The organism is Polynucleobacter sp. MG-Unter2-18 (genome assembly GCF_018687675.1).
In the GTDB taxonomy this organism is placed as follows: Bacteria; Pseudomonadota; Gammaproteobacteria; order Burkholderiales; family Burkholderiaceae; genus Polynucleobacter.
Genome location: NZ_CP061302.1, coordinates 1,629,501 through 1,652,105, shown reverse-complemented (window position 1 = coordinate 1,652,105; position 22,605 = coordinate 1,629,501). Strand labels below are relative to the sequence as shown.

The window sequence follows — 22,605 nt, the reverse complement described above, 5'->3', positions numbered from 1 at the left end:
GAGTCCCGGTTCGTTATTGTTGTAGGAATACTGGAAGGAGTGGGAACTGAAGCTTGAGACCCACAACAAAGACTGAATAAGTAAAGATCACCAGGAAGCCCGCATTGAGTAAGGAGCCTTTCCAAGTAAATTCTTTGCTGGCGCTAGCTGAAACCAGCACCAAGACCACTATGGCAACTAAGAAGCCCATGCGTGGCAGTAATAAGGCATAGAGCACAACCGAGCCTGTAATTTGAGCAATGATCTTCCAATTGAATTTGGGAATAGACTCAATCGTAGCCTTAGCACCCATAGACTTGATGAGGACTATTAGCCCTAAAACGGTCATCAATATGCCAAGGCAAAATGGGAAATAGCCTGGGCCCATTTTGGCTGCAGTGCCCATGGGGTACTGAGTAGCCACTATGGTGAAAAATAGGCCAATAACCATGTACATGATTCCGGCACCAAAATCCCGTTGATTGCGAATTTTCAAGTTGAGCTCCTCATATCGACTTATAGGTCGATCTATTTATTGATGTAACGGGATTGTAAGGCAGGATTGAGGTGATTTACCCAGGTTTTGCCCCCGACTAGTGCCAATGCGATAATTATTCGCATGAAAGTCTCTCAAATTCGCCAGGCGTACCTGGATTACTTTGCCCAAAAAGGCCATCAAATCGTCCCATCTAGCCCTGTAGTGCCTGGAGACGACCCAACCCTGTTATTCACGAATGCGGGGATGAATCAGTTTAAAGACGTTTTTTTGGGTTTTGATAAGCGTCCTTATAGCCGTGCGACCACAGCTCAAAAATGTATCCGTGCAGGTGGTAAGCACAATGACTTAGATAACGTCGGCTATACAGCACGTCACCACACCTTCTTTGAAATGCTGGGTAATTTCTCTTTTGGGGATTACTTTAAGAAAGATGCAATTCAATTTGCCTGGGGCCTATTGACGGATGTCTTTAAGCTGCCACAAGAAAAGTTACTAGTTACTGTGTACGCAGATGACGATGAGGCTTATGAGATTTGGAATAAGCAAATCGGTGTTCCAGCTGAGCGCATTATTCGCATTGGCGATAACAAAGGTGCTCGTTACGCTTCAGATAACTTCTGGATGATGGGTGATACAGGTCCATGCGGTCCCTGTACTGAAATCTTCTATGACCATGGTCCACATATTGCTGGCGGCCCTCCTGGAAGTCCTGATGAAGACGGCGATCGCTATATTGAGATCTGGAATAACGTATTCATGCAGTTCAATCGCGATGAAGCGGGCAATATGCATCCACTGCCTAAGCCAAGTGTCGATACTGGTATGGGTCTTGAGCGTATTGCGGCAGTGTTGCAGCACGTGCACTCGAACTATGAGATTGACCTCTTTGTGAATTTGCTCAAAGCAGCTAAAGAAGCTGTTGATGCAGCCGGTGGTGAAAATTGCGATCTGACCAGTCCATCTCTCAAAGTCATTGCCGATCACATTCGCGCTTGTAGTTTTATTGTGGTGGATGGTGTGATACCGGGTAATGCTGGTCGTGGTTATGTTTTGCGTCGCATTACGCGCCGCGCGATTCGTCATGGCTATAAATTGGGCGCGCGCAAACCGTTCTTTTATCAACTCGTCCCCGCCCTCGTAAAAGAGATGGGTCAGGCTTATCCAGAGTTGCAGGCAGCAAAAGATAAAGTGGTTGAGGTAATCAAGCAGGAGGAAGAGCGTTTCTTCCAGACCATTGCTAACGGTATGGAAATTTTGGAAGGTGCACTTGCTGGTGGCGCCAAGACAATTGATGGTGAAACTGCCTTCCGCTTACACGATACCTTTGGCTTCCCATTGGATCTGACTGCTGACGTATGCCGTGAGCGCGATGTCACAGTCGATGCCGAAGGTTTCGACTTGGCAATGCAAAAGCAGCGTGACCAAGCAAGAGCGGCTGGTAAGTTCAAAGTGGCGCAAGGCTTGGAGTACTCCGGTAAGCCAACCCGGTTTCATGGTTACGACACTTTGAAGCATGAGGGCGCTAAAGTCACCGCACTCTATGTTGATGGTTCTGTAGTGCAGTCCATCAAGGCTGGTGATGCAGCCGTGATCGTGTTAGACAACACGCCTTTTTACGCTGAGTCCGGTGGGCAGGTTGGAGACAAGGGTGAGTTACGCAATGAAGTAGTTCGCTTTGCAGTTGAAGATACCTTCAAGATTCAGGCGGATGTTTTTGGCCATCAAGGTGAAGTGCAAGAGGGCGAGCTCAAGATAGGCGATACGCTGAACGCCTTGGTAGATGCTCAGCAAAGAACAGAAACAATGCGTAACCATAGTGCTACCCATATTTTGCATAAAGCATTGCGTGAAGTATTGGGTGATCATGTGCAGCAAAAAGGCTCATTAGTTGATGCCACTAAAACCCGCTTTGACTTTACTCACAACGCACCTATTACAGCGCAAGAAATTCGACGGATAGAAGATATTGTGAATGCTGAAATTTTGGCAAATACTGCGACTTCTGGAAAAGTGATGCTTCTAGACGATGCTCAAAAAACCGGTGCCACAATGCTCTTCGGTGAAAAGTATGCAGACGAAGTGCGCGTACTAGAAATTGGTAGCTCAAAAGAGCTGTGCGGCGGAACTCACGTTGGACGTACTGGTGATATCGGAAGCTTGAAGATTGTTTCTGAAGGTGGTGTAGCGGCTGGCATTCGTCGTATTGAGGCGTTGACTGGGAAAAATGCCCTGATCTTTTTACAAGGTTTAGAAGACAAAATTAATGAAGCGGCCGCAGTTCTCAAAACTCACCCTGGTGATTTAGTGAGTCGTGTTACTCAACTGCAAGACAGTTTGCGTCAGGCTGAGCGTGAGTTAGATAAGGTGAACTCCAAGCTCGCTGCTAGCCAAGGTGATGAGTTGGCAACACAAGCAGTTGATGTCAATGGCCTCAAAGTATTGGCGGCTCGCTTAGATGGTGCCGATGCTCAAGTCTTACGCGAGACTATGGATGCCTTAAAGGGCAAGCTAAAGACTGCTGCAATTGTTTTGGCTTCTGTGCAGGGCGATAAGGTGAGTCTGATTGCCGGCGTGACTGCGGATTCGATTGCTAAAGTAAAAGCAGGGGACTTAGTAAACTTCGTTGCCCAGCAAGTCGGCGGTAAGGGTGGCGGTAAACCAGAGATGGCGATGGCCGGCGGTACTGACCCAAGTAAATTGGGCGCGGCATTAGCTGGCGTGAAAGACTGGGTTGCCTCCAAATGAGTAATGCAATCGAATTTAATCTCGAGGTGGATGCGATCGGCATGAATTGCCCGCTCCCAATTTTGCGTACCAAGAAAGCTCTAGCTACCATGCAGTCCGGCGAAGTGCTGAAAGTGAAGGCTACGGATGCTGGTGCTGCGCATGACTTTCCTGCATTTGCAAAACAGACTGGCAACGAACTGCTCTCTAGCAGTTCTGAGGGTGACGTATTAGTTTTCTTTCTCAAGAGAAGATAAGGCGCACTGAGCTCATAACCGTAAAGAAAAAGGCAGAAATCATTTTCTGCCTTTTTGCTTTTCTTGCACTGGAGATTTGCTGTGATGCTTAGGCTAAAGAACGATTCTTTAAGTAAGCCGCAAACTCAGTTTTCACTTCTGGATGCCGTAAAGCAAATTCTACTGAAGCCTTGAGGTAGCCAAGCTTGCTACCGCAGTCATAGCGCACACCGTCGTATTCATAAGCAAATACGGGCTCTTCTTTGAGTAATGAGGCAATCGCATCAGTGAGTTGGATTTCGCCGCCAGCACCAGGTTTCAGATTGCGAATGTGATTAAAGATATCTGAAGAAAGAACATAGCGACCTACTACCGCTAAGTTGGATGGCGCATCCTGAGGCTGTGGCTTTTCCACAATGCCATTTAAGCGATAGATGCCTTTAGATACTTCTGCTCCTGAAATAATGCCGTAGGAGCTGCTTTTAGAGGGGTCAATTTTTTCCACTGCTAAGACAGAGCCGTTTTGCTCATCAAATACTTTGAGCATTTGCTTTAGTACTGGCGGCTGGCCATCGAGCAAGTCATCCGCAAGGATGATGGCAAAGGGCTCATCACGTACGAGCTTTTCTGCGCATAAAACTGCATGACCCAAACCCAAAGCTTCAGGTTGGCGTACGTAAACACAATCCACATGGCTAGGTTTAACACTGCGAACAATCTCTAAAAGAGCTTGTTTATTTTTTGCTTCAAGTTCTGCCTCAAGCTCGTAAGCTTTATCAAAGTGATCTTCAATGGCGCGCTTACTTCGGCCGGTTACGAAAATCATTTCGGTGATACCAGCAGCAATCGCTTCCTCAACTGCATACTGAATAAGTGGTTTATCCACTACATTGAGCATCTCTTTCGGGCTGGCCTTAGTGGCTGGCAAGAAACGAGTGCCCAAACCCGCAACCGGGAAGACGGCTTTAGTAACGGCTTTAGTGCTTAATGGCATTGCAATTCCGATCAGTTTTATTGAGGCTTTATTTCAGTCGTTCTAATTGTGCAACAAGTTTCTCGTGGTTTTGCTCAAAGCCAGTAAGACGTTGCTTTTCTTGAGCTACCACCTCTTCTGGAGCACGAGCGACAAAGCTTTCATTACCAAGCTTGCTACGTGCTTTGGTGATCTCATTAGCTAAGCGCTCTATTTCTTTGCCCAGACGAATTCTCTCGGCCGCTACGTCCACTTCAATTTTGAGTAGCAACTTCAGATTACCAACCAAAGCCATTGGTGCGCCAGGAGCATCCTTTTCTAAAGCGGACTCATCATCGTAGATTTTGACTTCAGATAGCTTGGCTAAAGCGGTTAGGTATGGACTTGCTTTGCTCAAGAAATCTTGTGGCCCACTAATCCAGAGGGGTACCTTGAGTGCAGGAGAGACTTGCATCTCGCCACGTAGGTTACGGCAAGCGTCCACAATTGATTTAATCTGGGCAACCCAAGATTCGCTTTGCTCATCAATCTTATCGAGTTGAGCAACTGGGTATGGCTGCAGTGCAATGGTTTGCTTATCTTGTTTAGCTAGCTCTTTACCAACCTTAGGCCCAACGGTTTGCCAGAGGGTTTCGGTAATGAATGGAATGAGTGGATGCGCCATGCGCAAGATCGTTTCTAAAACACGCAAGAGAGTGCGGCGAGTAGCGCGTTGCTGCGCAGGCGTTCCAGTTTGGAGTTGTACCTTGGCTAACTCTAGATACCAATCGCAATACTCATCCCAAACAAACTGATAGATGCTGGTAGCAATGTTGTCAAAGCGATAGTTTTGAAAGCCTTTAGCAACATCAGCCTCTGTTCTTTGTAATAAAGAAACAATCCAACGATCGGCTGGAGAGAAATCAAGCTGCCCCTCTGGACCGCACTGGCTGTCACAAGGAGCAAAGCCGTTTTCTTGGTCATTGCCAGGGCAATTCATGAGAACAAAACGAGTGGCATTCCAGAGTTTGTTGCAGAAGTTGCGATAGCCTTCACAGCGCTTCTGATCAAAATTAATATTTCGACCTAGTGATGCAAGTGAGGCGAAGGTAAAGCGCAGGGCATCTGTACCAAATGCAGGAATTCCTTCCGGAAACTCTTTCTTGGTTTTTTTGCCAATGCTTTCAGCTTGCTTTGGATTCATCAAGCCAGTAGTGCGCTTAGCAACTAGATCTTCAATCTTGATACCATCAATTAAATCGATCGGATCCAAAGTATTACCTTTGGACTTACTCATCTTCTGGCCTTCAGCATCGCGAACTAAGCCATGAACGTACACCGTGTGAAATGGCACCTTGCCAGTGAAGTGACAAGTCATCATGACCATTCTGGCTACCCAGAAGAAAATGATGTCAAAACCAGTAACCAAGACCGATGATGGTAAGAAATGATTTAGAGCAGGCGTTTCCTCTGGCCAACCTAATGAACTAAAGGGCACCAAAGCAGAGCTAAACCAAGTATCTAAGACATCGGGATCACGATGGAGTTGACCTGTGTAGCCAGCAGTAGCAGCCTTGGCTTTCGCCTCTGCTTCGGAGCGTGCCACAAAAATCTGTCCGTCATCGCCATACCAAGCGGGGATTTGATGCCCCCACCAGAGTTGTCGAGAGATGCACCAGTCCTGAATATTTTCCAGCCACTGGGAGTAGGTGCTAATCCAGTTTTCTGGAACGAGCTTAATGTCACCATTTTTTACTGCATCTAGCGCAGCGCCTGCAATAGAAGAGCCTGGTTGATATTGGTTATCAGGACTTGGTTTTGATACTGCGACAAACCATTGGTCAGTGAGCATCGGCTCAATGATGGTTTGGGTGCGATCACCACGAGGTACCATCAATTTATGCGGCTGCACTTTTTCTAATAAACCAGCTGCATCTAAGTCTGCAACAATTTGTTTACGGGCGGCAAAGCGCTCAAGGCCTTGATAGACCACAGGTGCATTCTCATTAATCTTGGCATCCAGAGTCAAGATATTGATGAGTGGCAACTGATGGCGTTGTCCAACAGCATAGTCATTGAAGTCATGTGCAGGTGTCACTTTGACGACACCAGTACCAAAAGCTAAATCAACATAGTCATCGGCAATGATCGGAATCTCGCGATTGCACAGCGGTAACTGTACTGATTTACCAATTAGGTGCTTATAGCGCTCGTCTTCTGGATTGACCATGACGGCTACGTCACCCAATAAAGTCTCTGGGCGCGTAGTGGCAACGGTTAGGTGTCCGGAGCCATCTGCTAATGGATAGCGGATATGCCACATGGAGCCATCTTCTTCCTCGCTCACTACCTCTAGATCTGAAACCGCAGTACCGAGTACTGGATCCCAGTTCACCAAACGTTTACCACGATAAATTAATCCTTGTTCATGCAGGCGAACGAATACCTCAACAACTGCTTTGGACATCTTGCTGTCCATCGTGAAATATTCTTTACCCCAATCAATTGAGGCGCCTAAGCGACGAATCTGACGGGTAATCGTGTTGCCAGAAGTTTCTTTCCACTCCCACACTTTTTCTAAGAATTTCTCGCGACCCAAATCATGGCGAGAGATCTTCTGTGCATCAAGCTGGCGCTCAACAACAATTTGTGTAGCAATGCCAGCATGGTCTGTACCCGGAACCCACAAGGTATTTTTACCGGACATGCGGGCATGACGCACCAAGCCGTCCATGATGGTTTGATTAAAAGCGTGACCCATATGCAGTGTGCCGGTCACATTCGGTGGCGGCAACTGAATTGAGAAATCTCCCTTGCCCTCATCTAGGGTGGCGTCGGCAATGCCTCGGCGTTCCCATTCCGGACCCCAATAAGCTTCAATTGGGGCGGGTTCGTAGGATTTGGCTAGTTCGTCTAGGGAACTGGCCGCTGATGAATTAGGGGTATTCGAAGCATTTGGCATAAGAGGCAAATTATAATTGGGGAGATGTACTCAGACCTACTCGCAAACCTTAATCCAGAACAACGCGAGGCAGTGACCCTCCCGCCGGTAAATGAAAATGGCCAAGCCCAGTCAGCCTTGATTTTGGCTGGCGCTGGCAGTGGAAAAACCCGCGTTCTCACGACCCGTATAGCTTGGTTGATCCAAACAGGCCAGGTTTCACCTATTGGCGTCCTTGCAGTGACCTTTACTAATAAGGCCGCTAAAGAGATGATGATGCGCTTAAGCGCCATGCTGCCTATTAACACTCGAGGCATGTGGATCGGTACTTTTCATGGTCTTTGTAACCGTTTATTGCGTGCGCATCACAAAGAAGCAGGTTTGCCGTCTACTTTTCAGATTTTGGATACCCAGGATCAGCTTTCCGTCATCAAGCGTCTTTTGAAGGGCTTAAAGGTCGATGATGAGAAATATCCCCCTAAGCAGTTGCAATATTTCATTGCCCATGCCAAAGAGCGTGGTCAGCGCGCTAAAGAATTATCCGTAGGGGACGACTTTCAGGCGAAGATGGCTCAACTCTATGAAGCCTACGATGAGCAGTGCCAGCGTGAAGGTGTAGTCGACTTTGCTGAACTCTTATTACGTAGTTATGAATTGCTCAAACATAACGAAGCCATTCGGACACATTACCAAGAGCGCTTCCGTCATATTTTGATTGATGAGTTTCAAGATACCAATGCCTTGCAATACGCTTGGCTCAAATTACTTTCTGGTCACGATGCTAGTCGTGTCAATGTTAGCGGCATGGGAAGTAGTGCAGTTTTTGCGGTAGGCGATGATGATCAAAGTATTTACGCATTCCGCGGCGCAGATGTGGAGAACATGCGTTTGTATGAAAAGCAATATCACCCGATGATGGTCAAGCTTGAGCAAAACTACCGCTCACATGGCCACATCTTAGATACAGCCAATTACCTCATCTCTAACAACACGGATCGTCTTGGTAAAAACTTGCGCACTGATGCAGGTCATGGCGAGCCCGTTCGCATCTATGATGCGCCGAGTGATCATGCTGAAGCTGCATGGCTTGTAGATGAAATTAAAGCCCTAGTGAGTAGCGGTATCAAGCGCACTGAAATTGCCTTGCTCTACAGAAGCAATGCTCAGTCACGCATTATTGAGCACGCCTTATTTTCTGCGGCGATTCCATATCGAGTTTACGGTGGACTGCGCTTCTTCGAGCGCGCAGAGATTAAACATGCCTTAGCGTATTTACGTCTGCTAGAAAATCCGAATGACGACACCTCCTTCTCGCGCGTAGTGAATTTCCCAACACGCGGTATTGGCGCAAGATCGATTGAGGCTGTGCAAGATGCAGCTCGTGCACAAAATAGTTCTTTGTATTTGGCGGCATCGACATTGGATGGCAAAGCTGGCGCCTCCTTAGGTGGCTTTGTGCGCCTGGTAGATCATATGCGTGAAGCTACTCGTCACAACACATTACCTGAGACAGTGGAATTCGTGATTCAAAACAGTGGTTTGATTCAGCACTACCTTTCAGAGCGCGAAGGCCAGGACCGCGTAGAAAACTTACAAGAATTAATTAACGCCGCAACTGCATTTATTGCGGAAGAGGGTTATGGTCAGGATGCCACTGCTGCCACATTACCTGGTGAGAATGCCCCTGGCATAGTAGAGGTTTCTCCATTAGCTGCATTCCTCTCTCATGCTTCACTTGAGGCTGGTGATAACCAAGCTCAGGCAGGCCAAGATGCCGTGCAGCTGATGACGGTGCATTCTGCTAAAGGCTTGGAGTTCACCTCTGTATTTATTACTGGCTTAGAAGAGGGGTTATTCCCGCATGAGAACAGTATTAATGAGCAGCATGGTTTAGAAGAAGAGCGTCGCTTAATGTATGTGGCGATTACACGCGCAAAAGAGCGCCTCTATCTCTCTCACACACAGTCACGGATGTTGCACGGTCAAGTGCGCTACAACATGCCATCTCGCTTCTTAGAAGAGTTGCCATCGGATTCGCTGAAGTGGCTTACTCCAAAAGTCAAAGATGCCCGTTGGGGTGGAACTAGCAATGGCAATGGTGGCCGCTCAGGGTCAACTTGGCAAGATGGCTATACACGTCAGCGTGAGTTTGGATCGAATGATTTCTTTGACAGTGGTAATGAGCGTGAGCGACCTGCAAGGCAAATCGGCCGAGTAGGCTCTGCCTCAACTGCGGTAACTAGAATGGCCTCACCACCACGAGGAAATTACCCATTCACGATTGGGCAAAATGTATTCCACACCAAGTTTGGTGAAGGGCGCGTTACAGGCCTAGAGGGTAACGATGCTGATGCGCGCGCTCAGGTGAATTTCAAGCGCCATGGCGTGAAATGGCTGCAGCTCAGTATTGCTAAGCTTGCTGCGATCGATTAAGCGATTAAAGTAGCTGATTCTTTTTCGGCAAAGCATGCCTTCCAAGTAGCAAAGAAAGAGCAATGCATTACAGTGAGCCCCGCCATAGAAATAGGCGCGATGATAAATGATGCAGCTTGGCCTAGGTCGAGAGCATCAAAGATAGAGCCAATCGTTAAAGGAATAGCGATTAAGATCGCACCCCAAATCGCAAGATAGATAAAGAATGCACCTCGATTAGTCCAGCAAGCAACAGCACTGGAAAAGAGCGCTTGCGCTATGGACATATCAGACCAAGCAACGAGTACTGGGGAAAACCACATCAACATCGCAACTGGCACATACAGAAGGCCGCCAAAAAAGAGAATTAGATAAATCTGATTAATGGCTTCTGAAGTGATGGGCTTGTCGTTAGTCATCAGTGGAATGAGTAGCTCAAAATCTACCAACATGCTTAAGATAAGGCTGAGAGCCAGTATGAGTGCGGCGTAGACCAATCCCAATTGGAGAATACGTTTGCGCACCAAGGTAGTGGATTGCAGGGCAATCACGTACACCGAGGGTCGAATACGCTCTTTTTGAATTGCCAGGCGACAGGCAGTCATAAAGCCCACCGACAAAGTAGGCGTGAGCAATAAGACGGCAAAGATACCAATCACAGGTACGAGCACTGCAAGTTGCGCTACAAATATATACATGAATACCAGCATCAAAAACCCCAAAGGATTTTGTTTAAAAAGCCAAATGCCTTGACGTATCCAGGTGTAGCCCTCTTTTGGAGCGACGGAGTTCAGTTTCATATTGCCTTGCGACTTAAAAGAATATTTTCGAAGTGACGGGGGTCATGTGGGGTGAGCATTTGCGCATCACGTGGCAAATAAAAATCCCACAGGCGGGAGATCCAGAATCGCAGTGCTGCAGCACGCATCATCAGAGGCAAGCTTGCCTGCTCCTCTTTACTTAGTGGACGAACAGCCTGATAGGCATCCATCAGCGCCTTGAAGCGAGCAGGGTCTAGGTCTTGTTTGTTGTCAGCAAGGCACCAATCATTTGCAGTAACTGCTAAATCAAATAACCACTTGTCTGTTCCGGCGAAATAAAAGTCGAAGAAACCACCTAGTTGATCTTGAGAGTCATCGCTTGCGCCTTGAGGATCAAATAGCACGTTATCTCTAAAGAGGTCGCAATGGCTTGCTCCCTGAGGAAGCAATGCATAAACCTCAGAGGTAAAGAATTGTTCTTGAGTTGCGAGCTCGCTAGTCAGCAATTCTTTTTGTGCATCACTTAAGTGTGCCAACACTTGTGGGACTGTTTTTTGCCACCAAGCAAGACTGCGAAGATTCTCTTGAGTATGCTTAAAGTCGCTGCTGGCTAAATGCATTTTGGCTAAGTACTCCCCAACCAGAGCGCAATGCTTAGCTTCAGGTGCAAGTCTAGAAACGCCGGGAAGCTTGCTCACAATTGCTGCAGGCTTACCTTTAAGTGTAAATAAAATTTGCCCCTGTTTGTTTTCAAGTGGCTTAGGTACTGGAATGCTTTTATTGGCCAAGTGGCGCATCAGCTCCAGGTAGTACGGAAGCTGCTCTGCAGACAGTCTTTCGAAAATAGTCAGAACATATTCTTGCTTCTTGCCATCTTTCTCAGTGTCGAGAAAGAAATTGGAGTTCTCAATACCACCATGAATTCCACGAATATCGAGAGCCTGTCCGATATCAAAGTCACTTGATATCCAAGCAGAGATATCGCTTAGTTCAATGGGGGTGAAGACGGCCATAAGTAAAGATTAAAAAGGAACTCGGATACTCGGGACGCTGATCAGGTCAGTTTCTTTTGGTACACCAGGCATGACTGTTGCCGGAGGTGCCATTTCGTAGCTGGTATAGCGAGTCTTCACATCCACCTGGGTGGGCGCATTGGTATCTTTGTACTCGGTAATTTCAGTACCAGTAGCTTCTTTGTGTTGAAAGCTCGGTTTACGACTTTCAGGCGCGCTGGTTGCTTGAGATGCGCTCACTGCAGGCGCTAAAGGTTGATTATTAATGCGCTGCAACTCAGAGGGGCTGAGCGCTTGCGAATTGTTTTGAGCGTGTGCTGAATTGAGGCTAAAAGAGGCAAAAGCCACTAAAAAGCTTGTCAGAACAAGGGTTTGGCTCAAAGAAGAGTGGAGTAAGTTAGTTAGTGCATGCATCATTTTTCACCTTTTTAGGCCTCTTTTCAGGAGGATTTGAACCTGATCTGTAGGCAGTTAGCAACTAGATTGTACGATTGCGGTATGACTAAACATAGACTCTTGTTGGTAGACGGCTCTAGCTACCTCTATCGCGCCTTCCATGCCATGCCAGACCTCAGAAATGGGGCAGGTGACCCAACGGGAGCCATCTATGGAATGGTGAATATGATGCGCCGAGCCCGCTCAGAACTCAAGGCTGACCACATTGCCTGTGTTTTTGATGCCAAAGGTAAGACTTTCCGGGATGAAATGTATCCCGAATACAAAGCGCATCGCTCCCCCATGCCTGAGGATTTGGTAAAGCAGATTGAGCCGATCCATGCCATGGTGAAAGCCTTGGGCTGGCCGGTATTAATGGTTTCTGGGGTTGAGGCCGATGATGTGATTGCCACCTTGGCTAGTCAAGCCACCCAAGCTGGTTGGGAAACGATTATTTCTACTGGCGATAAAGATTTGGCCCAGTTGGTGAATGCTTCTGTCACCTTAATTAATACGATGACCAATGAGAAGTTGGATATCAATGGTGTGATTGAAAAATTTGGCGTACCACCAGAGCGCATCGTAGATTACCTCTCCATCATTGGCGACACGGTTGATAACGTACCGGGCGTTCCTAAGGCCGGCCCTAAAACAGCAAACAAATGGTTGGCTGAGTTTGGTGATTTAGATAATTTGATGGCGAATGCTGATCAAGTAAAAGGTGTTGTAGGTGAAAACTTACGAAATAGTTTGGAGTGGCTTCCACAAGCACGACAGCTCATTACCGTTAAAACCGATTGTGATTTATCGCCACATCTTCCAGGCTTAGATGATCTGCATGCGAAACCTGAAGATGCACCGCTCTTGCGTGAGTTGTTTGAGCGCTATGCATTTAAGACTTGGTTACGTGATGTGGAGAGGCAGTTAAGTGGTGCAGCTCCTGAGACCGGCAGCGATTTTGATTTGGCTGGTAGCCCCATCAAAAATACTGCCGAAGAAAATGTAAAAGCTGCAGTCAAGAAATTTGGCCCCACTGCTACAGAAGCGACAACTGCCTTATCGCAAGAAACAACCGATCTGCAAGGAGCGATTGCAAAACACTATGAGTGTGTAGTTGATGAAATAGCGCTGGACCGTTGGATTAAAAAAATTGAAGTTGCTGCTCTTACGGCAGTTGATACCGAGACCACTAGCTTAGATGCGCTGGCTGCAGAGCTTGTCGGTATTTCGCTTTGCGTCACTCCTGGAGAGGCTTGTTATATACCGGTAGCGCATCGTAATGGAGAAGCTCAGCTCAGTCGCGAACTGGTTTTGGCGCGCATGAAGCCTTGGCTAGAAAGCGCGACTAATTTAAAGCTAGGGCAAAACCTCAAGTACGACAGCCATATCTTTGCGAACTATGGCGTTGCTTTGCAAGGCATTACTTTTGACACCATGTTGGAATCTTATGTGCTCGAATCGCATATGCCTCACAACATGGATAACTTAGCCGAGCGACATCTCGGCATGAAGACTATTAAGTATGAAGAGGTATGCGGTAAGGGTGTCCACCAGATTGGCTTTGATCAAGTAGATCTGAAAATCGCCACCGACTACGCAGCAGAAGATGCTGACATTACTCTACGGTTACACCATGTATTGTGGCCACAAATTCAGGCAAGCCCTGGCCTTCTTTATATTTATGAAAATATCGAGATGCCAGCAATGCGGGTCCTGGGCATCATGGAGCGTAATGGGATTCGGATTGACTCTGCTTTGCTATCTCAGCAAGGTCAAGAAGTTGGCAAACGTCTGTTAGCCCTAGAGGGTGAGATTCATAAGCTTGCTGGACAACCATTTAATATCCAATCCCCCAAGCAGATCGCAGAGATTTTATTTGGGCAGTTAGAGCTCCCCGTAATTAAAAAGACACCATCGGGTGCGCCATCGACTGATGAGGAAGTGCTGCAAAAGTTGGCAGAAGACTATCCCTTACCTGCGCGTATCTTGGATTACCGCAGTCTCGCTAAATTGATGTCGACTTATATCGAGAAGCTCCCACGTATGGCAGATCCTAAAACGGGACGAGTGCATACGAGTTTTTCTCAGGCGACTGCGGTGACTGGGCGTTTGGCTTCAAGCGATCCGAACTTGCAGAACATTCCTGTGCGCACGGAAGAGGGCCGTCGCATTCGAGAAGCGTTCATTCCGGCTGAAGGTTGTAAGTTGCTTTCTGCCGACTATTCTCAAATTGAATTGCGCATCATGGCGCACATTGCTGAGGATGAAAACCTATTAGCTGCATTCGCTGCTGGTAAAGACGTTCACCAAGCTACCGCTGCTGAGATTTTTGGAGTGCCATTAGAAAGCGTTAATTCAGAGCAGCGTCGCTATGCCAAGGTCATTAACTTTGGCTTAATTTATGGCATGAGTGCCTTTGGTCTAGCTGGTAATCTGGGTATTGAGCGCTCAGCAGCCCAAAACTACATTGCTAAGTACTTTGATCGTTATCCGGGAGTGGCTCAGTATATGGAGCGCACTCGCTTGGAGGCCAGAGAGAATGGTTATGTCGAGACGGTCTTTGGTAGGCGTCTATGGCTCCCAGAAATCAAGGGGAGTGGTCCGCGCCGCCAAGGAGCTGAGCGGGCTGCAATTAATGCGCCAATGCAAGGAACTGCGGCCGACCTGATCAAATTGGCCATGATTGCGGTCGAAAACTGGTTAGAACAAGAGCAGCTGAAGACCCGCATGCTCCTACAGGTCCACGATGAGCTGGTATTTGATGTGCCGCTAGATGAGCTGGAGCTTTTGCAAGCAAAACTACCTGATTTAATGTGTAAGGTAGCTGAGCTAAAGGTTCCTTTGGTGGTTGGTATTGGGATTGGCGATAATTGGGAAGAAGCGCACTAAATTAGGAGACTAAGAGATGACAACGAAAAAAGATCAGGGTTCAAGCAGGGTGTCTAGCGATAGAAGAGGTTTTATGAAAGCCTCCGCTATCACAGCAACAACTATGGGAATTGGTTTTGTAGCCGCTTCTGAGCCAGTTATGGCCGCAGCGATCCAAACGGATTTCGCCGGCATTAAGGCGGGCGAGCAAATGATTCCGGTAGGCAGTTTTCAGATGCCTGCCTATGTTTCACGTCCAGAAAAAGCCACAGGTAATTTGCCGATTGTGATTGTTGCCAGTGAAATCTTTGGTGTGCACGAATACATTGCAGACGTCACTAGACGTTTTGCTAAATTGGGTTACCTGGCGATTGCCCCAGAATTCTTTACTCGTGCTGGCGATCCGAATACTTATGGCACCATTGCCGAGATTCAAAAAAATATCGTTGCCCCAACGGGAGATACTCAAGTTCTCAATGACTTACAAGCAGCCTTAGTGTGGGCCGGTAAGAATGGTGGCAACTTGAAAAAAGTTGGCGTTACTGGATTTTGCTGGGGTGGTCGCATTACTTGGTTATCGGCCACACTGCCTCAGGTTAAGACTGGCGTAGCTTGGTATGGTCGTGTCATTGGCGAGAAAACGGAAGGCAATCCGCGCCACCCAGTCGATATTGCTGCTGATCTCAAGGCACCAGTGCTTGGCTTGTATGGCGGCGCTGATACTGGCATCTCCCTAGAGAGTGTTGAGCAAATGCGTGAAGCACTTGCAAAAGCAGCCCCCAAAAATCCAGCAGCTAAAGCCTCTCGTTTTGAGATCTATCCTGATGCACCGCATGCTTTCCATGCAGACTACCGAGCTACTTATCGCGAAGGTCCTGCAAAAGATGGTTGGGAAAAATGTATTGCTTGGTTTAAACAAAACGGGGTTGCCTAATTTCCATGTCAGTACTGCAAAGTATCTTGTTGGTAACAGCGCTAGCGGGAACAACTAGCGTTCTGATTGCCGCAAGTTTTTCTTTGTCTTTGTTATCAAAGATGGTTCACAGCATGGTGAGTGTGTCAGTGGGTATTTTGCTGGCCACCGCCTTACTGCATTCGTTACCTGAAGCATTCACGATGCCGGGTGTGAACCCTCAGTTGTTGTTTGCTACCTTGCTTGCAGGGCTCTTAGGCTTTTTCTTGCTTGAGAAAATTTCTTTATTGCGCCATAGCCATCATCACGAAGGAGATGGTCATGATCATCACCATGGTCATGATGCAGAAGTGGCGGGTCGCAGTGGTTGGATGATTTTGGTCGGCGATGGCATACATAATTTTGTTGATGGTGTTTTGATTGCCGCTGCCTTTATGGCGGATTACCAGGTAGGCATCTTTACGGCGATCGCCATCATTGCTCACGAGATTCCACAAGAAATTGGTGATTTCATCGTACTGTTGAATGCTGGATTTACTCGCACTCGTGCTTTGATGTACAACTTAATTTGTGGCTTAGCTGCGGTGCTCGGGGGTGTCTTGGCGTACTTCTTTTTGGAGAGGGCGCATGCGGCAATGCCGTATTTACTAGTCATCGCATCAAGTAGTTTTATTTACATTGCAGTGAGTGATCTGATTCCACAAATGCACCGGCGCCCACATTGGGCGGAGTCCTTACGTCAAACGATTTTGATTGCTTGTGGCGTTGGCTTGGTAATTCTGCTGTCACTCTTGCATTAAAGAGCTACTGGTCGGCTTGGGTCGGCACACCATTCGCTCCAGCTACCTGCGTATACACGTGAGCCCTTGAGGCCAGCTAGTTCCATGGCTAGTAAGTTATGGCAGGCCGTAACTCCAGAGCCACATTGATGAATCACCTCAGAGGGTTTGGTTGAGCCCAGAAGATCTACAAAGTCTTTGAAAAGTTGATCTGGAGCCTTAAAACTTTTTCTGGAAAGATTTTCTCTAAAACAGTAATTAATTGCGTTAGGGATATGTCCACCAATAGGATCTAAGGTTTCATTTTGACCATGGAAGCGATCATTTGCACGAGCATCAATAATGACATTCGTTTTGGCTTTGAGATTGTGAACTACCTCTTCTACTGTTACTAAGCCAACGTAAGGCATTGTGGGTACTGGCGTTGTTGTTGGATTTGCTTCGCGTGGCATGGTGCCGATGGGTCCATTCCAAGCATCTAGACCGCCATCCAATACTTGAACATTGGCATGGCCAGTAGCTTTGAGCATCCACCAAAGGCGACTGGCATATACAGAGCCCTGATTATCGTAGGCAATCACTAGGGTATTGGAGTCAATGCCTAAGCGAGATTTGGTTTGCGCCCAGGCTTCTGGGGTGGGAAGTGGGTGACGACCATTCTTGCCCGTCTTTTCACCAGATAAATCGTGGTCTAGGTCGACAAAGAGTGCGCCTGGAATATGGCCTTCTAAATAAGAATTACGACCAGCTAGCGGATCGACTAAATCAAAGCGGCAATCGCACAGTAAAACATTCTCACCACTATTAATGATTTCTTCTAACTGGTTTGCAGTAATGAGAGGCGTCATGATGGTTTCCTATTGAGGATGAGATTGATGTTGCTTAATTATGCGCCTTGATAGTTCATGGCGCGACGGTACCATTCATGAAAATGCTGCATGCCATCTTCCATGGGGCTTTGGTATGGACCCACTTCATTTTGACCACGAGCTAACAGAGCGGCGCGACCAGCATCCATACGCTCCGCAATTTCATCATCCTCAATACAAGTTTCCATATAGGCTGCACGCTCTGCCTCTACGAATTCGCGTTCAAAGAGCGCGATTTCTTCAGGGTAATAAAACTCCACCACATTACGTGTTTTATTAGGACCCATTGGATGTAAGGTGGAAACACATAAAACACCGGGGTACCATTCGACCATCACATTAGGGTAGTAGGTAAGCCAGATGGCGCCATGGCGCGGAGTCTTACCTCCATGATGGCGTAACACTGCTTCATGCCACTTTTGATACACGGGCGAGCCAGGCTTTTCTAAATTCTTGTGAATACCAACCGTCTGCACGCTGTGCCAGTCACCAAATTCCCAACGCAAGTCTTCGCAAGAAACAAACTTACCTAAGCCTGGATGAAAGGGCACTACGTGATAGTCCTCAAGATAGACCTCAATAAAAGTCTTCCAGTTGTAATTGCATTCATGGACCTCAACATGATCTAAAACGTAGCCTTCAAAGTTGAGATCATCAGCTACGCCAAGCTTGGCAAGATCGGTACGCACATCACGTGGACCTTCAAATAAGAGTCCTTGCCAATTCTGCAAAGGTGATTTACCGAGATTAAGGCAAGGCTTATCTTCAAAATGGGGTGCGCCCATGAGTTGACCGTTTAAATCGTAGGTCCAGCGGTGCAGGGGGCAAACAATATTGTCTGCCTTGCCTTTGCCATTGAGCATGAGTGCTTGGCGATGGCGGCAGACATTAGAGAGGAGTTCAACGCCGGCTTGGTTTCGAACCAATAGGCGGCCTTCATTCTCGGATGTCAAAGTTTGGTAGGAGCCCATCTCGGGAACCATGAGTTCGTGACCAACATAGCCCGGGCCCTGCTTAAAAAGCAGTTCAATTTCACGCTGATAGAGATCAACGTCAAAATAGGCCGAAACCGGCAGTTGTAAGTTGGACGGCGCAAGCTGCTGCGCGGTAGCCAGATTAGTCATTCTCCCCACCCCCGAAAACGTCAGCCGAAGCTAAGCGGAATAACCAATCCAACCATCGACGGATCGATATTGGAAAGGAAGGAAGCGATTATACCCATCTGACCCTCATCTCGCTTTAATATAGGGGGCTACATCTCTAAGAAATTTGAAGGAAATAAGCCAATGCCAGCGAAGAAATCTGAAGATCAGAAGCCCGGTCTTGAGCTGCAAATCGACCCTAATTTGCGTTATGAACAGGCTGTCAAGGAGCTGGAAAAGCTGATTTCGGATATGGAATCAGGCAAATTCTCTTTGGAAGAGACGCTTTTGGCTTATCAGCGTGGTGCAGCACTTCTAAAACATTGCCAGGCTATGCTTGCTCAAGTTGAGCAGCAAGTTCGGGTATTTGAGGCCTAAGCCCCTCTGAGACTTGGTCTTTATGAACCACGCACTTTCATTTGAAGATTGGGTTCGTGCTCACGGGCAGCGAACTGAATTGGTTCTCGAGAGTTTGCTCGATGCTGCGAATGCTAATCCTGCACGTTTGCACGCAGCCATGCGTTACGCCGCTCAAGGTGGCGGTAAGCGTATTCGTCCTTTATTGGTTTATGCGGCTGGTGAGCTAGGTGATGATTCCGGCGAAGAGAAAAATAATGCCCTAGATTCTGCTGCCTTTGCAATCGAATGTATTCACGCCTACTCCTTGGTGCACGATGATTTGCCTTGTATGGATGATGATGATTTACGTCGTGGACGTCCTACTGTGCATAAGGCTTATGACGAGGCGACTGCTTTATTGGTTGGCGATGCATTACAAACTCGTGCATTTGAGGTTTTGGCAAATACGCAGTGCGATGGGAGCACGCGCTTGGCAATGATCAGCGCGTTGGCTAGTGCGTCTGGTTCGCGCGGTATGGCTGGTGGTCAGGCAATTGATTTGGAGAGTGTGGGTAAAAAATTAGATCTCATAGGCTTAAAACAAATGCATGCGATGAAAACAGGCGCTTTGCTTTCTTGTTCAGTGCAGATGGGCGGCATTGCTGCCAAGCTCAATTCGATTCAAATGCAGCATCTCCAAAATTACTCTGAAGCTTTAGGCCTGGCCTTTCAAATTGTGGATGATGTTTTGGATGTCACTGCAGATAGTCAAACTTTGGGTAAAACCGCAGGAAAAGACGCAGCCAACGACAAGCCCACCTATGTGACCTTGATGGGTTTAGACTATGCCAAGAAAGCGGCAACCGATTTACAAGAAACGGCAATTGCCAGCTTAGAGAGTTTTGGCGCTAAAGCCCAAGCCCTGAAAGATTTGGCTCTATTAGTGGTTAATAGAGGTAAATAAGATTACTAAAGATTTGATGACTTTAAATTCCATTCATTCCCCTGCAGATCTCAAAAAACTCTCTCGTGAGCAACTGCCTGCGCTTGCAGATGAGTTGCGCCAGTTTGTGTTGGATTCAGTATCTAAGACGGGCGGACATCTTTCTTCTAACTTGGGTACGGTCGAGTTATCCATTGCCTTGCACTATGTATTTGATACGCCGCGGGATCGGATTGTATGGGATGTGGGTCACCAAAGTTATCCACACAAAATTTTGACTGGTCGTCGTGAGCGAATGGGTAGCTTGCGTCAGTTGGATGGCTTGTCAGGTTTTCCGCGTCGCGCTGAAAGTGAATACGATGCCTTTGGTACCGGCCACTCTTCAACAAGTATTTCTGCGGCGATGGGCATGGCTCGTGCTTTCCAAACTAAGGGTGAAAAGCAAGTTGCCGTTGCCGTGATTGGCGATAGCGCCATGACGGGTGGAATGGCATTTGAAGCCATGAATAATGCGGGCGTGTATGAAGATCTACCGTTAGTAGTCATCCTGAATGACAACGACATGTCGATCTCGCCAGCAGTAGGTGCACTTAATCGACACCTCGCTAGACTATTAAGTGGCAATATTTACTCTGCAACCAAGAAGGGTATCGATAGCGTTCTATCCATTGCGCCGCCTTTGCGTGAGTTTGCTAAACGCTTAGAGGATCATGCTAAGGGCATGGTTTCTCCATCCACTATTTTTGAAGAGTTTGGTTTTAACTACTTCGGCCCAATTGATGGTCATGATTTAGATGCCCTCATTCCGATGTTGCAAAACGTACGCCGCTTAGCGCTCGAGGGGCGCGGTCCCCAGTTCTTACATGTAGTCACTCGCAAAGGTCAAGGCTATGAGCTGGCTGAAGCAGACCCAGTGCTGTATCACGGGCCAAGCAAGTTCAATCCAGAAGAGGGTGTCAAGAAGTCCACTAGCCCTTCGCCAAAAACCTTTACTCAAGTGTTCGGTGAGTGGCTTTGCGATATGGCGCACGCCGATCCACTATTGATTGGTATTACGCCAGCAATGCGTGAAGGCTCGGGTCTGGTGGAGTTTGAAAAGAATTTCCCTAAACGTTATTACGATGTTGGTATTGCTGAGCAGCATGCAGTGACTTTCGCTGCTGGTATGGCATGTGAAGGTATGAAGCCAGTAGTGGCTATTTACTCAACATTCTTGCAGCGCGCCTACGATCAACTGATTCATGATGTCGCGATTCAGGATTTGCCGGTTTTGTTTGCATTGGATCGTGCTGGCTTAGTTGGCGCGGATGGCGCAACCCATGCTGGTGCGTATGACATTCCGTTCTTACGTTGCATTCCGAATATGTTGGTCTTGACACCGGCAGACGAAGCGGAGTGTCGTGATTTATTGACTACTGCATATCATCAGCCGCACCCTAGCGCAGTGCGCTATCCACGCGGTGCTGGTGTTGGAACGATTCCTTCCAAAGAATTACGTACTGTGCCATTAGGTAAAGGTGAAGTACGTCGTCAGTCGAGTGCGCCTGCCGGTCAGCGTATAGCAATCTTGGCTTTTGGAACCCTGCTCTATCCAGCACTTGAAGTGGCTGAACAAATAGATGCCTCAGTTGCCAATATGCGTTTTGTTAAACCATTGGACCTTGAGCTTCTCAAATCTATGGCGCAAGAGCATGATTATTTTGTGACGATTGAAGATGGTGCCATTCAGGGTGGTGCAGGCAGTGCGTGCTTAGAGGCGCTTTCTGCCATGGGGATAAACAAACCCCTTTTGCAATTAGGTCTACCTGATGTATTCGTGGAGCATGGCGATTACAAACTCTTGATGAGTCAGTGTGGATTGGACGTTGCGGGGATTGCAAAGGCTATTTCCCTGCGTTTTCCAGTTAAAACTGCAACAAATCCTGTGGCTGTAGGCAAATAAGTCATTTTTGCCTGAAAATAGAGCCATGAACGACATCAACACAGCCTTTCTCAAACCGCAATCCATGCCAGACATCCAGTCTTCGCATGATGAGCGCGCTTTACCAATTGAGCAAGTGGGGATTCGGGGATTACGTCATCCATTGAATATTCGCACTCAGACGGGTGTGATGCCAGCGGTTGGCCATTTTGAAATGGATGTGGCTTTGCCTGCGCATGTGAAGGGCACTCACATGTCTCGCTTCATTGCGCTCTTGCAAAAACACAATGAGCCTATTGATAGCGCATCCGTTGTTGTCATGGTGCGTGAGATGTTGCCACTGCTCAATGCCACTGATGGCCGCATTCAATTTACCTACACCCACTTCGTAAAAAAAGCCGCACCTGTATCCGGTGTTGAAAGCTTGATGGACTACGAAGTGACTTGGACTGCAAAAGCAAAACAAAATGCATCTGGTGCAATTGATGTTCAGTTAAATCTGCGCGCTCTAGTTCCAGTGATGAGTCTATGCCCTTGCTCTAAAGAGATTTCGGAGTATGGTGCTCACAATCAACGCTCGCACGTGACCATGTCAGTAGAGCTGGATTCGCAAACTAAGATGACGGTAGAAGATTTAGTTGCAGCAGCTGAGAGCCAAGCCTCCAGTGAGTTGTGGGGCTTACTCAAGCGACCTGATGAGAAGTGGGTTACCGAGCGCGCTTATGACAATCCGAAGTTTGTGGAAGACTTAGTGCGCGATGTAGCGGGCCAGCTTAAAGGCGATCAGCGTATTTTGTCTTTAGTGGTTGAGGCTGAGAACTTTGAGTCGATTCATAACCACAGTGCCTACGCCAAAATTAGTATGACTAAGTAATAAGC

At 47.5% G+C, this 22,605-nt stretch carries 18 protein-coding genes; 10 read left to right on the top strand and 8 right to left on the bottom strand.

Annotated elements, in window-relative coordinates:
• Window positions 1–13: 13 nt before the first annotated feature.
• The gene (locus C2759_RS08695; RefSeq protein ID WP_215354751.1) at window positions 14–475 is read right to left on the bottom strand and encodes a tripartite tricarboxylate transporter TctB family protein; all 462 of its coding nucleotides are present in this window, start codon (window positions 473–475) and stop codon (window positions 14–16) included.
• 123 nt (window positions 476–598) lie between these two features.
• Here C2759_RS08695 and alaS point away from each other — a divergent pair, with 123 nt between their 5' ends.
• Together alaS and C2759_RS08685 are read left to right on the top strand one after the other, a co-directional pair.
• Entirely contained in the window at window positions 599–3,223 is a 2,625-nt protein-coding gene (gene alaS / locus C2759_RS08690; RefSeq protein ID WP_215354749.1) for an alanine--tRNA ligase, read from the top strand.
• Window positions 3,224–3,231: 8 nt separating this feature from the next.
• Window positions 3,232–3,459 carry a sulfurtransferase TusA family protein gene (locus C2759_RS08685; protein ID WP_215356746.1) on the top strand — a complete coding sequence of 76 codons (228 nt, stop codon included), beginning with the start codon at window positions 3,232–3,234 and terminating at the stop codon, window positions 3,457–3,459.
• A gap of 88 nt (window positions 3,460–3,547) precedes the next feature.
• Here C2759_RS08685 and galU read toward each other — a convergent pair whose 3' ends face one another.
• Both galU and C2759_RS08675 read right to left on the bottom strand, forming a co-directional pair.
• Window positions 3,548–4,432: a UTP--glucose-1-phosphate uridylyltransferase GalU gene (gene galU, locus C2759_RS08680; protein WP_215354747.1), complete on the bottom strand. Its 885-nt coding sequence runs from the start codon at window positions 4,430–4,432 to the stop codon at window positions 3,548–3,550.
• A 28-nt stretch (window positions 4,433–4,460) separates the two neighbouring features.
• Window positions 4,461–7,352, bottom strand: coding sequence for a valine--tRNA ligase (locus tag C2759_RS08675; protein ID WP_215354745.1), 2,892 nt, complete (start codon window positions 7,350–7,352; stop codon window positions 4,461–4,463).
• A 24-nt stretch (window positions 7,353–7,376) separates the two neighbouring features.
• On the opposite strand from C2759_RS08675, the gene C2759_RS08670 reads away from it, so the two are divergent.
• Complete coding sequence (locus C2759_RS08670; protein WP_215354741.1) at window positions 7,377–9,764, top strand: UvrD-helicase domain-containing protein; 2,388 nt, start codon at window positions 7,377–7,379, stop codon at window positions 9,762–9,764.
• Here C2759_RS08670 and C2759_RS08665 read toward each other — a convergent pair.
• Genes C2759_RS08665 through C2759_RS08655 form a run of 3 tightly spaced genes read right to left on the bottom strand, consistent with a single transcriptional unit; the run spans window position 9,761 to window position 11,934 of the window.
• Window positions 9,761–10,543 carry a BPSS1780 family membrane protein gene (locus tag C2759_RS08665; protein ID WP_215354738.1) on the bottom strand — a complete coding sequence of 261 codons (783 nt, stop codon included), beginning with the start codon at window positions 10,541–10,543 and terminating at the stop codon, window positions 9,761–9,763. The genes C2759_RS08670 and C2759_RS08665 overlap by 4 nt on opposite strands.
• Entirely contained in the window at window positions 10,540–11,517 is a 978-nt protein-coding gene (locus C2759_RS08660; protein WP_215354735.1) for a homoserine kinase, read from the bottom strand. Before C2759_RS08660 ends, C2759_RS08665 begins: the two co-directional genes overlap by 4 nt.
• A 9-nt stretch (window positions 11,518–11,526) precedes the next feature.
• Complete coding sequence (locus C2759_RS08655; RefSeq protein ID WP_251366956.1) at window positions 11,527–11,934, bottom strand: hypothetical protein; 408 nt, start codon at window positions 11,932–11,934, stop codon at window positions 11,527–11,529.
• An 81-nt stretch (window positions 11,935–12,015) separates the two neighbouring features.
• Here C2759_RS08655 and polA point away from each other — a divergent pair, with 81 nt between their 5' ends.
• From polA to C2759_RS08640, 3 genes are read left to right on the top strand one after another with little or no spacing between them, the layout of a single operon-like run.
• Window positions 12,016–14,841 (top strand): DNA polymerase I, encoded by a 2,826-nt coding sequence (polA, locus tag C2759_RS08650; protein WP_215354734.1) that lies wholly within the window; start codon window positions 12,016–12,018, stop codon window positions 14,839–14,841.
• 16 nt (window positions 14,842–14,857) lie between these two features.
• On the top strand, window positions 14,858–15,754 hold the full coding sequence (locus C2759_RS08645) for a dienelactone hydrolase family protein (protein WP_215354731.1): 897 nt from the start codon (window positions 14,858–14,860) through the stop codon (window positions 15,752–15,754).
• A gap of 5 nt (window positions 15,755–15,759) precedes the next feature.
• Window positions 15,760–16,533, top strand: coding sequence for a ZIP family metal transporter (locus C2759_RS08640; protein WP_215354728.1), 774 nt, complete (start codon window positions 15,760–15,762; stop codon window positions 16,531–16,533).
• Here C2759_RS08640 and C2759_RS08635 read toward each other — a convergent pair.
• Window positions 16,530–17,360: a sulfurtransferase gene (locus C2759_RS08635; protein WP_215354725.1), complete on the bottom strand. Its 831-nt coding sequence runs from the start codon at window positions 17,358–17,360 to the stop codon at window positions 16,530–16,532. The two genes, C2759_RS08640 and C2759_RS08635, sit on opposite strands and share 4 nt — an antisense overlap.
• Window positions 17,361–17,398: 38 nt before the next feature.
• The gene (locus C2759_RS08630) at window positions 17,399–18,505 is read right to left on the bottom strand and encodes an aromatic ring-hydroxylating dioxygenase subunit alpha (RefSeq protein WP_215354723.1); all 1,107 of its coding nucleotides are present in this window, start codon (window positions 18,503–18,505) and stop codon (window positions 17,399–17,401) included.
• A 162-nt stretch (window positions 18,506–18,667) separates the two neighbouring features.
• Between C2759_RS08630 and xseB the strand changes: the two genes are divergently transcribed.
• Genes xseB through folE2 form a run of 4 tightly spaced genes read left to right on the top strand, consistent with a single transcriptional unit; the run spans window position 18,668 to window position 22,600 of the window.
• Window positions 18,668–18,901: an exodeoxyribonuclease VII small subunit gene (xseB, locus tag C2759_RS08625; RefSeq protein WP_046330712.1), complete on the top strand. Its 234-nt coding sequence runs from the start codon at window positions 18,668–18,670 to the stop codon at window positions 18,899–18,901.
• A gap of 22 nt (window positions 18,902–18,923) precedes the next feature.
• Window positions 18,924–19,826 (top strand): polyprenyl synthetase family protein, encoded by a 903-nt coding sequence (locus C2759_RS08620; protein WP_215354720.1) that lies wholly within the window; start codon window positions 18,924–18,926, stop codon window positions 19,824–19,826.
• Window positions 19,827–19,842: 16 nt separating this feature from the next.
• Complete coding sequence (gene dxs / locus C2759_RS08615; protein WP_215354717.1) at window positions 19,843–21,747, top strand: 1-deoxy-D-xylulose-5-phosphate synthase; 1,905 nt, start codon at window positions 19,843–19,845, stop codon at window positions 21,745–21,747.
• Between the two features lie 25 nt (window positions 21,748–21,772).
• Complete coding sequence (gene folE2, locus C2759_RS08610; protein ID WP_215354715.1) at window positions 21,773–22,600, top strand: GTP cyclohydrolase FolE2; 828 nt, start codon at window positions 21,773–21,775, stop codon at window positions 22,598–22,600.
• Window positions 22,601–22,605: the final 5 nt, after the last annotated feature.

Excerpts from the sequence above, each read along its gene's own strand:
- C2759_RS08640 (WP_215354728.1), top strand. The coding sequence starts at position 15,760 with ATGTCAGTACTGCAAAGTATCTTGTTGGTAACAGCGCTAGCGGGAACA.
- C2759_RS08635 (WP_215354725.1), bottom strand. The coding sequence starts at position 17,360 with ATGACGCCTCTCATTACTGCAAACCAGTTAGAAGAAATCATTAATAGT.
- alaS (WP_215354749.1), top strand. The coding sequence starts at position 599 with ATGAAAGTCTCTCAAATTCGCCAGGCGTACCTGGATTACTTTGCCCAA.
- C2759_RS08655 (WP_251366956.1), bottom strand. The coding sequence starts at position 11,934 with ATGATGCATGCACTAACTAACTTACTCCACTCTTCTTTGAGCCAAACC.
- C2759_RS08620 (WP_215354720.1), top strand. The coding sequence starts at position 18,924 with ATGAACCACGCACTTTCATTTGAAGATTGGGTTCGTGCTCACGGGCAG.
- C2759_RS08675 (WP_215354745.1), bottom strand. The coding sequence starts at position 7,352 with ATGCCAAATGCTTCGAATACCCCTAATTCATCAGCGGCCAGTTCCCTA.
- C2759_RS08630 (WP_215354723.1), bottom strand. The coding sequence starts at position 18,505 with ATGACTAATCTGGCTACCGCGCAGCAGCTTGCGCCGTCCAACTTACAA.
- xseB (WP_046330712.1), top strand. The coding sequence starts at position 18,668 with ATGCCAGCGAAGAAATCTGAAGATCAGAAGCCCGGTCTTGAGCTGCAA.
- C2759_RS08645 (WP_215354731.1), top strand. The coding sequence starts at position 14,858 with ATGACAACGAAAAAAGATCAGGGTTCAAGCAGGGTGTCTAGCGATAGA.
- dxs (WP_215354717.1), top strand. The coding sequence starts at position 19,843 with ATGACTTTAAATTCCATTCATTCCCCTGCAGATCTCAAAAAACTCTCT.
- C2759_RS08660 (WP_215354735.1), bottom strand. The coding sequence starts at position 11,517 with ATGGCCGTCTTCACCCCCATTGAACTAAGCGATATCTCTGCTTGGATA.
- C2759_RS08665 (WP_215354738.1), bottom strand. The coding sequence starts at position 10,543 with ATGAAACTGAACTCCGTCGCTCCAAAAGAGGGCTACACCTGGATACGT.
- galU (WP_215354747.1), bottom strand. The coding sequence starts at position 4,432 with ATGCCATTAAGCACTAAAGCCGTTACTAAAGCCGTCTTCCCGGTTGCG.
- C2759_RS08670 (WP_215354741.1), top strand. The coding sequence starts at position 7,377 with ATGTACTCAGACCTACTCGCAAACCTTAATCCAGAACAACGCGAGGCA.
- folE2 (WP_215354715.1), top strand. The coding sequence starts at position 21,773 with ATGAACGACATCAACACAGCCTTTCTCAAACCGCAATCCATGCCAGAC.
- polA (WP_215354734.1), top strand. The coding sequence starts at position 12,016 with ATGACTAAACATAGACTCTTGTTGGTAGACGGCTCTAGCTACCTCTAT.